Origin of the sequence: Pseudotabrizicola sp., from assembly GCF_030656345.1 — a bacterium.
In the GTDB taxonomy this organism is placed as follows: Bacteria; Pseudomonadota; Alphaproteobacteria; order Rhodobacterales; family Rhodobacteraceae; genus Pseudotabrizicola.
The window spans coordinates 1-9,973 of sequence record NZ_JAUSNR010000039.1 but is presented as its reverse complement, the minus strand read 5'-3'; the positions used below and the strand labels follow the sequence as shown (position 1 = coordinate 9,973).

At 63.6% G+C, this 9,973-nt stretch carries 8 protein-coding genes and 1 pseudogene; 4 read left to right on the top strand and 5 right to left on the bottom strand.

Features of this window, described 5'->3' with window-relative positions; translation table 11 throughout:
* Positions 1-131 precede the first annotated feature (131 nt).
* A pseudogene (locus Q7J44_RS19930) lies at positions 132-854 on the bottom strand (DUF932 domain-containing protein); the annotation flags it as partial.
* A gap of 340 nt (positions 855-1,194) precedes the next feature.
* On the opposite strand from Q7J44_RS19930, the gene Q7J44_RS19925 reads away from it, so the two are divergent.
* Together Q7J44_RS19925 and chrA are read left to right on the top strand one after the other, a co-directional pair.
* Positions 1,195-2,016 carry a sulfurtransferase/chromate resistance protein gene (locus Q7J44_RS19925; RefSeq protein ID WP_304882869.1) on the top strand — a complete coding sequence of 274 codons (822 nt, stop codon included), beginning with the start codon at positions 1,195-1,197 and terminating at the stop codon, positions 2,014-2,016.
* Positions 2,016-3,383, top strand: coding sequence for a chromate efflux transporter (chrA, locus tag Q7J44_RS19920; protein ID WP_304882868.1), 1,368 nt, complete (start codon positions 2,016-2,018; stop codon positions 3,381-3,383). The genes Q7J44_RS19925 and chrA overlap by 1 nt, the downstream gene beginning before the upstream one ends.
* A 144-nt stretch (positions 3,384-3,527) precedes the next feature.
* Here chrA and Q7J44_RS19915 read toward each other — a convergent pair whose 3' ends face one another.
* Entirely contained in the window at positions 3,528-3,932 is a 405-nt protein-coding gene (locus tag Q7J44_RS19915) for a single-stranded DNA-binding protein (protein ID WP_047998258.1), read from the bottom strand.
* Between the two features lie 429 nt (positions 3,933-4,361).
* Here Q7J44_RS19915 and Q7J44_RS19910 point away from each other — a divergent pair, with 429 nt between their 5' ends.
* Positions 4,362-4,685: an H-NS histone family protein gene (locus Q7J44_RS19910; RefSeq protein WP_304882867.1), complete on the top strand. Its 324-nt coding sequence runs from the start codon at positions 4,362-4,364 to the stop codon at positions 4,683-4,685.
* 138 nt (positions 4,686-4,823) lie between these two features.
* Here Q7J44_RS19910 and murJ read toward each other — a convergent pair whose 3' ends face one another.
* Positions 4,824-6,350 carry a murein biosynthesis integral membrane protein MurJ gene (gene murJ / locus Q7J44_RS19905; protein WP_304882866.1) on the bottom strand — a complete coding sequence of 509 codons (1,527 nt, stop codon included), beginning with the start codon at positions 6,348-6,350 and terminating at the stop codon, positions 4,824-4,826.
* Positions 6,351-6,481: 131 nt separating this feature from the next.
* Between murJ and Q7J44_RS19900 the strand changes: the two genes are divergently transcribed.
* The gene (locus tag Q7J44_RS19900; RefSeq protein WP_304882865.1) at positions 6,482-8,257 is read left to right on the top strand and encodes an SLC13 family permease; all 1,776 of its coding nucleotides are present in this window, start codon (positions 6,482-6,484) and stop codon (positions 8,255-8,257) included.
* 39 nt (positions 8,258-8,296) lie between these two features.
* Here the strand turns inward: Q7J44_RS19900 and Q7J44_RS19895 are convergent, their stop codons facing one another.
* Together Q7J44_RS19895 and Q7J44_RS19890 are read right to left on the bottom strand one after the other, a co-directional pair.
* Entirely contained in the window at positions 8,297-9,067 is a 771-nt protein-coding gene (locus tag Q7J44_RS19895; protein ID WP_304882864.1) for an ABC transporter ATP-binding protein, read from the bottom strand.
* Positions 9,068-9,077: 10 nt separating this feature from the next.
* Positions 9,078-9,884 (bottom strand): ABC transporter substrate-binding protein, encoded by an 807-nt coding sequence (locus Q7J44_RS19890; protein WP_304882863.1) that lies wholly within the window; start codon positions 9,882-9,884, stop codon positions 9,078-9,080.
* Positions 9,885-9,973: the final 89 nt, after the last annotated feature.

Here is a 9,973-nt window from a genome sequence, read left to right as displayed (position 1 = left end):
GACCTGATCCGCGGATCACCATACCGGCCAGCGGCTTCTGAATGTGCCGCACTCAAAGGCCTGACAGAAGAGCGCCTTCGATCACATGCCAGCAGGGTCAAAAGTCTCTTGCATCACGGGCGGCAACCACAGAAGAGATCGGGCGAACCGTCGGGCAGCTTGCCCGCCTCGATCGGGTTGTGATCGTCGACCAGAAACAGGAAGACGTCCCGGTCCGAGGCATAGAGCGTGGTCGTGTCGCGGCTGATCTCAACATCGGGGTTGTAGACCCCGGTCGACCAGTCGAGCACGCCCGGCACCTTCCAGCGCGTATCGCCCGTTCCATTGCCCGCGATGCGCTGCACCGCCTCGACCAGTTCGAAATCGTGGATGCGGCCATAATCGGGGCCGGTCACGGCGCGCAACTCCGTGCGGCCATCCTCGGTCTCGAAGGTCTTTACCTGCTCGGCGCGGTGGTTGGTCAGACCATATTGCAGATTGATCCCCGCCAGCGGCGCTGGCAACTGCCGCAGATAGGACGCCGGGGCGCCGACGATGCTGGCGAGTTGGCCGAAGGCCCAATGCGTGGGCGCGACCGGTTCTTGCGCCTTCGGCAACATCAGGTGCAACCGCTCGGGGTTGTCGCGCGCAGCGTCGACCCGGATATCCGCCGTCTGTACCACCCGGCTGCGGCTGCGTTCCGATCGGCCCTTCACATTGGCCCAGAGATCGTCGAGCGACAGATACCGCTCGTCATCTGGACGGTTGAACCATTCGGACGACACCCGCCCGTTCCGCTCACCCCGGCTCACATCCACTTTCCAGCCACCAGCCCGCGTCGGCTGCACCGGATCCATTACTTCCACAACGCCCATCGGCATTCCTCCGTGACAGGCGCCGGGAGCCACTCTCCCAGCCCTTAACCCGTCACCGGAAAACCGGCACTCCTCTCACTCTCAGCAAGCTTGTGGTAAAGGAAATCGTTCGAAGGATGCGCACTCTGTCGCCCCGACACTTCGAGGCAGCTTCAGCCAAAAACTAGTCTGACCCCAGACAGCTTGCCGAGCGCGCCTACGCGCTATCAAAGATAGGGTTCATGTGATTGACACCATAGGCGTTTTTCACGACACTGAATCCATGGGGACCCGCGAGCTCCCCACGAGGCGCCAGCCGAAGATCGCGTTCCTGTTCAACCCCGGCGACGGAGGAACGCACATGCCTGCGCCCAATGCCATTTCGTTCGACAAGCTCAGCCGCATCATCGGAACCCCCCGCGCACCGCTCCTGCTCGACGTGCGGTCCGAGGAAGATTTCGCCGCAGACCCACGGCTGCTCCCTGGCACCACCCGGATAGACGATCAGGCGCTCGCCGCCCTCGCGCCACAACTCGGCGGACAGCTGTCGATCACCATCTGTCAGGCCGGTCACCGGCGCAGTCAGGGCACTGCCGCGTGGCTTCGTGCCGAGGGCTGCTCCTCGGAATACCTCGAGGGCGGATTCGAGGCTTGGCGCTCCGCCAGCCTGCCGCTGATCGATCCGGCTAAGCTGCCCACACGCGATGCGCAGGGCCGGACCATCTGGGTCACGCGCTCGCGCCCCAAGATCGACCGCATCGCGTGTCCCTGGCTGATCCGGCGCTTTCTCGATCCCTGTGCGATCATCCTGTTCGTCGCGCCCGCCGAGGTGGTGGGCGTTGCCGAACGCTACAACGCCTCGCCCTTCGACATCGAAGGCGTGTTCTGGAGCCACCGGGACGACCTCTGCACTTTCGACGTGATGCTGGCCGAGTTCGGCCTGAACATTCCCGCGCTCGACCGGCTCGCGACAATCGTGCGCGGCGCCGATACGGCGCGGCTTGATCTCGCGCCCGAGGCGGCCGGGCTGCTTGCGGCATCGCTCGGCCTGTCGCGGATGTACTCCGACGATCTGGAGCAGCTGGAGGCCGGGATGCTGCTTTACGACGCCTTCTATCGCTGGGCACGGGATGCGACCGACGAGACCCACAACTGGCCCACCAACAAGCCGAAGGCAGACTGATGGAGGACCGCGCATACCCCACGCTGTCCGCGGCCACCCGCATCTGGGCCCGCATCGGCCTCTTGAGCTTCGGCGGTCCAGCCGGGCAGATCGCGCTTATGCACCGGATCCTCGTCGAGGAGCAGCGGTGGCTCGGCGAGAAGCGGTTCCTGCACGCTCTCAACTACTGCATGCTGCTGCCGGGGCCGGAGGCCATGCAGCTCGCCGTCTATATCGGCTGGCTCATGCACCGCACACTCGGCGGCATCATCGCGGGCGTCCTGTTCGTGCTGCCCGGCGTCGTGGCGATCATGGCGCTCAGCTGGGTCTACGCGCTCTATGGCAATGTCGGACCAGTCGAGGCACTGTTCTTCGGGCTGAAGGCCGCAGTGCTGGCCATCGTGGTGCAGGCGGTCATCCGCATCGGCTCGCGGGCATTGAAGAACGGCGCGATGGTCGCTATCGCCGCGGCATCGTTCGTGGCGATCTTCGGCTTCGCAATTCCGTTCCCGCTCATCATCCTCGTTGCCGGCCTGATCGGGTTTTTCGGAGCACGGGCGGGCCTGCCTGCATTCCATGGCGGCGGCGGACACGGCAAGGTCGGCAAGGTCCAGATCGACGACGCCGACACCCTGCTGGGAGAAGAGTCGCCAGAACACACGCAGGTCAACCGGGGGTGGGCCTTTCGGATTTCCGGCGTCTTTCTCGCTCTCTGGCTTGCCCCGGTGGCGCTGTTGTTCGCGGTACTCGGGCCAGAGAACGTCTTTTCACAGATCGCGGGCTTCTTCAGCGTCATGGCCGTGGTGACCTTCGGCGGCGCCTACGCGGTGCTGGCCTATGTTGCGCAGGAGGCGGTGCAGAACTACGGCTGGCTTGCTCCCGGCGAGATGCTGGATGGGCTCGGCATGGCAGAGACGACGCCGGGGCCGCTGATCATGGTGACGCAGTTCGTGGGCTTTATGGGCGCTTTCCGCGACGCAAGCGGTCTGTCGCCCCTGATGGCCGCAACGCTCGGCGGTCTGCTGACAACATGGGTGACCTTCACGCCCTGCTTCCTCTGGATCTTCCTCGGTGCGCCGTTCATCGAGCGTCTGCGCGACAACGCGGTGCTGACCGCCGCGCTGACCGCCATCACTGCGGCCGTGGTGGGCGTCATCCTGAACCTCGCCGTCTGGTTCGGTCTGCACGTCGTCTTCGAAGACGTACAGACGGTCACATCCTTCGGCCTCGACATCGATGTGCCCGTCTGGTCCTCGGTGAAACTGGCGGCTGCGGCGCTGGTCCTTGCCGCACTCGTGGCAGTGTTCCGCTTCAGGCTGGGCGCCGTGACGGTCCTTGCGGGTTGTGCGCTGGCCGGCATGGCGCTTGCGTTGATGGGCCTTATCTGACCCCGAATCAATATTCGGCGTAAAGGCAATCGGGTATGCGAGTGCCCGAAGGCAACCTGACAGTCGCCTCTGAGCCAGGTTTCGCTAAACCCGACGGCTTGTCCCGCCGGGCCCGGGGGGGAGACCCGGCGGGCGAGCCCACCCTCAGAACGGGATCTCGTCGTCGCGGTCGACCAGCTCGGGGTTTTCGTTCTCGGCCGACTTCGGGCGGCTCAGGAAGTCGACCTTCTCGGCGATGATCTCGCAGCCGTAGCGGTCGTTCCCCATGCTGTCGATCCACTTGCTGTAGTGGATGCGGCCGTGGACGAGGACCTTCATGCCCTTTTCGCAGTGCTCCGCGACAGTCTTGCCGAGGCCGTTGAAGCAGGTGATGCGGTGCCATTCCGTGTCCATGACCCGGTAGCCGTTCTCGTCGCGCAGGACGCGACCTTCCGAGAGGCGGGGGCGAGAGGTGGCGAGGCTGAAGTTGGTGATGTTGGTGCCGCCCTGAGTGGTGCGGGTTTCGGGTTTCTGACCGATGTTACCGGCGAGGATGACGATGTTCTGCATGATTAGCTCCTGTGTTTCCTGTCTTCGGGACCGTCCCTTCGACAAGACCCGGAAAAAGCCCGTCGGGTGACGCGTGCACGGTGGACAGCATGGACACCGGAAACCCCCAGAGGACCGGGGTGGAGCGGGCAGGACGCCATAGGCGGCCAACACGGCCCGGGCTGACGCGGGGTTGCGCGCAAGAGGCCGAACGGGATTAGGGGATTGTCAGTCGAAGGGATGGACTAGAAGACAGAGATGCGCGGGGAGCCCATGCCAGACCCTGTCATCCTGCCAATCGGGACCGCCTGAACCCAAGCCCAGCACCTCAGTGGCGACGACAACGGCGATCACCAGGCTCTGCCACCCCTGCCCTTGCCTGCCGGGAGTTGCGGTAGCCTGCCGCGACGGGCTATCGATAGCGGGACATTGAGGACACGGACCGCACCAATGGCTGACTTCGATCTCGAGGCACTGTCGCTCGGCGAGCTGAAGAAAATGCAGAAGTACGTCGCAAAGGCGATCTCCACCTATCAAGATCGGCAGAAGGCGGAAGCCCGCTCAAAGGTGGAAGATCTCGCCCGAGACCTCGGCTACTCCCTGGCCGAACTTGTCGGCACCGAGACGAAATCCTCCCGCGCGCCTGCCGCGGCGAAATACCGGCATCGAGAGAACCCGTCGCTCACCTGGTCCGGTCGTGGGCGTAAACCGCAGTGGTTCGTAGAGGCGCTAGCTGCTGGGAAGACGACTGGGGATTTTGCCATCAATCAATAAATCGGATTGGAGCGGTCACGGCTATGGGTTTGACCTGTGAACTGGTCCGCATGATTTTTTGCGCTGTGTGGAAGATGAGCGCTGAATATTTCGCGCATACTTCGATTTTGGGCGAGTTCGAAAACGGGAGTATCGCAGCTATTCCTTCGGTGTGCCCTTTGCTTTAAGCGGGCGGCGTCTGATGACCAAGGCGCTCGCCAATCCCTGAACCGCCAGGATGGCGATCATCAGCATCAGAAATGCGACCGGCAATGCAAGACCTGGAGTCAGATACTCGATGGCGCGCAGGACGGCATCGCGTGACCACAAGACAAACAGGCCCAATCCGACCCCCGTTGCGACGAGTGCGCCCGCCGGGATCGGCGCGGGCCCGGTGAGGAAACCACGGACCCGGTTTTCCCGGAAGAGCAGTGTCGCATAGACCGTGATGCCCACTGATGTCGCAAGGGCAAGCCCGACCGCGCCGAGCATCGGGGCAAGCACGATCTTCAGTGCGATGTTGACGAGCGTTGCCGCAACGAGCAGCCGGAGCGGGGTCCGGGTATCCCCACGCCCGTGGAATCCGGCGACGAGGGAGCGCAGCGCGAGTGCCGGAACCAGACCAAGGGCGTAAGCGGCGAGGATAGCCCCCGATGCTTCCGCCGCCGCAAGATCGAAGGCGCCGCGAACGAACAGGATGCGGATGGCCCAGTCGCCGAGCGTCGCCATGATCACCGCGACAGGCACCCCCACGACAAGACAGATCACGAGCGCCCGGTCGAGCACGCGGCGCATGCCGACCTCGTCGCCGAGGCCCGCGCGCCGTCCAATGTCGGGCAGGATGACGGTGCCGAGCGCAACACCGATCAGGCCGATGGGCAGTTGGTAGAGCCGGTCGGCGTAGTAGAGGTGCGAGAGTGATCCGGCCGGCAGGAACGTGGCGATGATCGTGTCGGCGAAGATCGCGACCTGCAGCGCGCCCGAGGTCAGGATCGCGGGACCGAGGCGACGGAACACCTGCCTTGTATCGGGCGACAGGCCCAGCCGGGGACGCGGCAGGGGCAGGCCCGCGCGCCACGCAGCTACGACTAGCAACGCAACCTGCGCCACGCCTGATGCCATCACGCCCCAGGCGGCGGCATGGGCGGCGCTCGGGAACTGCGCGGCCATAAGCAGCGCGCCGATCATGAACAGGTTGAGCAGGATCGGGGCGGACGCCGGCGCCGCGAAGCGGTCGCGCCCGTTCAACATGGCCGAAAGGAAGGCCGCCAGTGACATGCAGAACAGGTATGGAAAGGTGATCCGCGTGAGCGTGACGACAAGCGGCCAGGTCTCGTCGGCGGGCGACAGGCCGGGTGCGAGCACCGCCAGCATCCAGCCGGTCGCACCAAGCGCCAGCGCCAGAAGCACAAGGTTGGCCAGCGTGAGCCAGCCCAGAACCTCTGCGCCAAGGCGCGAGCTGTCGTGCCTGCTTGCGTCCGTGGCAGCCCATGTCGGCAGGAAGGCGGCGTTGAATGCACCCTCGGCCAGGATCGCGCGAAAATGGTTCGGCAGGCGAAAAGCCAGCATGAAGGCATCCGCCACCGGCCCGGCACCCAGCATTGCGGCCAGCACGACATCGCGCAGGAAGCCGAGGATGCGACTGACCAAGGTGAAGCCTGAGACGGTGCCTAGCTTGCGCAGCATGGCGGTTCACCCTTTGAATTGAAACGGACATACCGCAGGGATTTCATTGCGACTGGCGATTTTCGATTGAAAACACGACTTCCTTTATCGTTTATTGTGGAAAAATATCGTTGTCCACGAGAGTATCGCGCATGAGTCTTGACCAAATCTTTGTCCTCGCGCTTGTCGGCGTCGTTTTCCTGAGTTTTTTCAAGGAAATTTATCCCCCCGAGGTCACCGCTTTGGCGGCATCGGCAGCGCTCTTGGCGACGGGAATCATCGAGACGCGGGACTTCCTGACGGTGTTCAGCTCATCCGCGCCCATCACCATCGCGATGATGTTCATCATCTCGGCGGCGCTGGAGCGCACCGGCGTGCTGACGATCATCGGCGATCTGCTGAAACGGCAGGCGCGGGGCTCGTTCCTGCGCGCGATGCTGCTGATGATGGTCGGCACGATGGGGGCCTCGGCCTTCATGAACAACACGCCGGTGGTGATCCTGCTGACGCCGATAATGATTTCGGTCGCGGCTTCTGTCGGTGTGGCGCCGTCGCGCCTTCTGATTCCACTGTCGTTCTCGGCGATCTTCGGTGGCACGCTGACACTCGTCGGCACCTCCACCAACATCCTGATGAGCGGCGTGGCGCAGGAGACTGGACAGCCGCCGATCACAATGTTCGAAATGACGCTGCCGGGGCTGATCTTCGCGACCGTGGGCATGCTTTATATGGTGTTCGCGGGTCGGTTCCTGCTGCCCGACCGCGCATCGCTTTCGGGGCTTCTGGGGCAGGAAGGCAAGCGCAGGTTCCTCGCGCGGCTGTTGATCCCGAGCGGGTCGAAATATGTGGGCAAGAACCTGGCAGAGTTGCCATTCAACACATCCGAGACGCGCATCCTCGACGTGGTGCGCGGCGAGGTCTCCATGCGCCGCACGATGAAGGATCTGGTGCTCGAGGTGGGCGACCGGCTGGTGCTCAAGACCGGTACGGGCGAAATCCTCGGGCTGAAAGAGGATGGGCAGATTGCGTTTCGCGATCGCGACGATCATGATGTCGAGCCTGTCACCGCCGACCAGACCATCACGATGGAGGCAAGCATTGGTCCGAACTCGCACTTGCGCGGGCGGCCAATCAAGGACCTGAAACTGCGCCGGAAATACGGCGTCTACCTCATGGCAGTTCACCGCCAGGAACAGAATATCAGCCAGGACTTGCAGGACCTGCGCCTACAGTTTGCCGACACACTTCTGCTGGAAGGGCCGCCCGAGGGCTTGCAACGGATGATGGAGGATGGCGGCATCGTCAACCTCTCGACCCCCAACGAGCGCCCGCAACGGCGCACAAAGGCCCCGATCGCCATTGCGACGATCTTTGGCGTAATGGGGCTGGCGGCGCTGAACGTCATGCCTATTGCAGGCCTCGCAGTGATCGGCGCGGTTGTGGTGATGATGACCCGCTGCGTCGATCCTGAAGAGGCGTTCGATGCCATCGATTGGCGCATCCTGTTCCTGGTTTTCGGGATGCTCGGTCTTTCCATGGGCATGGAGGAGACGGGCACCGCGCGCCTCATCGTCGAGACGGTAGTGGGTGCCGTGGGCGGGATCGGGCCAATTGCTATCCTCGCCGCCGTCTATGTCCTGACCAGCGCGCTGACCGAAATGGTTTCGAACAACGCGGTTGCGGTGGTGATCGGCCCGATCGTCATCGCGCTTGCCATCGAGCTTGGCTACGATCCGCGCCCCTTCATCATGGCGGTGATGTTCGCAGCCTCAGCCAGCTTCGCCACACCCATCGGATACCAGACCAACACCTTCGTTTACAGCGCGGGGGGCTACAAGTTCGTCGACTTTATCAAGGTGGGACTGCCGCTCAACATCATCTTTGCCGTGGTCGCGGTGCTGATCATCCCGATCTTTTTCCCGTTCTGAGTAGAGGTCCGGCCGACCTGTCGTCGGCCGGACCTCTACTCAGTGCAGCCCGAACTCAGACATCAGTTGCCGACGATACCGCACGAAGGCCGGATCGTTGCGATCGCGCGGGCGGGGTAGGTCGATGTCGATGAGACGAATTGCGCCTCCCTTGGCCTTGGGCAGCACAAGCACCCGGTCAGCCAGGAAAATCGCTTCCTCCAGATCATGTGTGACAAGAACCAGTGTCACGCGCTCTTCGGCCCAGATGCGGGTCAGCTCTTCCTGCATCGTCATCTTGGTCATGGCGTCAAGCGCGCCGAGCGGTTCATCGAGCAGCAGAATTTCGGGCTGCACGGTAAGCGCGCGGGCGATGCCCACCCGCTGTGCCATGCCCCCCGAGAGCTGGCGGGGCCAGGCGCCCTCGAACTCAGTCAGGCCGACGAGACGGATGTAGTGGCGCGCCCGTTCGGCAGCTTCGGATTTGGTCAGGCCTTGCACTTCCAGTCCGAAGGCGACGTTGCCCAAGACCGTCAGCCAGGGCAGCAATCGCGGCTCCTGAAAGATCACCGCGCGTTCGCGCCCCAACCCGTGAACCGCAGCACCGTCGATGAGGACACCACCCTCGTCCGGCTCCTCGAGCCCGGCAAGGACACGCAGGAGCGTCGTCTTTCCCGACCCACTCGCCCCCACAATTGCAAGGCTTTCGCCACCGCGGATATCGAGATTGATCTTCCTGAGCACCGTCAGCGTCTGGCCGTCGATGGTGAAGGTCTTGGTGAGGTCACGGATCGTGACCTCACCTTTCGCCTGGGTTTGGATCAGCGTCATCACGGCCCCCTCAGTTCGTGACGGGCGTGTCGCCCGTGACCAGCAGGATATCCGCCGCGCTCAATTGTTCTTCGTGCAGCGACCCCTCGCGCACCAGAACATCGATCCAGAACTGGATGTCGCGCTCGACTGGCAGGCCACCCTCGCGCACGCCATAGCCTGCAAAGAACTGCGCGACTTCTGGATTCTCACCACGTTCCTCGAGGATGCGGGCGAGGATTTCGCGCGCCTGCTCCGGATTTTCGCGGGCGAAGTCGAGGGCGCGGGCCGACTGCTCCACGAAGGCGCGCGCCGCATCCGGGTGGGCATCGACCCAGTCGCGACGCAGCACCGTGAAGCCGCCCGCAATCTCGCCCAGAACGTCGGTGTCGTCGAACACCACGCGCAAGCCGCCGCCCTGTTGCGCCGCGCCCTCGAATGTCGTCTGCCAGTAGCCGAAGGCAGTCACATCAACTTGGCCAGAGCGCAGGACCTGTTCCAGCTGCGGCCCGGGCACGACGACCAGATTGGCGGCGCCTTGTGGCAGGCCGACCGAATGCAGTGCCTCCCGGGTCGTGTAGTCGAGATGCGCACCAAGCGTATTCACCGCGATCGTCTTGCCAGCGATGTCCTCGATCGTCTTGATCGGGCTGTCCTCGAGCACGACGAACTTCGATTGCACTTCGTCATTGATGCCGTTCGTGGGGTAAGCCGCGACAAAGTCGTTGCCGCTGGCGATGGCATTGATGACAGCCGAGGTTGCGGCGGAGCCGATGTCGACGCTGCCTGGTCTTGTCGCGGTTTGGTGCCGCTCCTTTGATAGCGTAATGTGCAGCAAAGGAGATGAACCATGGGCACAGTCAGGACGGAAGAATTTCGCAAGGATGCGGTGCGGATCGCGCTGACCAGTGGGCTTTCACGCAAACA